1 protein-coding gene is annotated in these 249 nt (G+C 41.0%); it reads right to left on the bottom strand.

Features of this window, described 5'->3' with window-relative positions; translation table 11 throughout:
• A partial coding sequence (locus HMPREF3032_RS07640; protein ID WP_197413490.1) for an immunity protein YezG family protein occupies positions 1-249 on the bottom strand: 249 nt, incomplete at both ends.

Raw genomic sequence — 249 nt, 5'->3', positions numbered from 1 at the left:
GCTTGTTCTGCTAATACATCGTAACCAAAGTTATTGGAAATATGCATTTCTTCATCTAACATATAGGAGAACACCGTCCACGGTTCAAGATGGCAAGCAATAAATGCATTTCGCATGTAATTTGACCACAGTGCCAGTTGTTCCATTGTCGCATCATAAGTCGCCTTGGAAACCACTTTACGGTCTACCATATCCTCAAAAGTAAGGTATTCACCGTCCACAATGATATACCCTAGTTGACGACATACC

Source organism: Veillonella sp. DNF00869, assembly GCF_001553345.1.
Taxonomy (GTDB): Bacteria; Bacillota; Negativicutes; order Veillonellales; family Veillonellaceae; genus F0422.
This window is presented reverse-complemented; position numbering and strand designations above follow the sequence as displayed.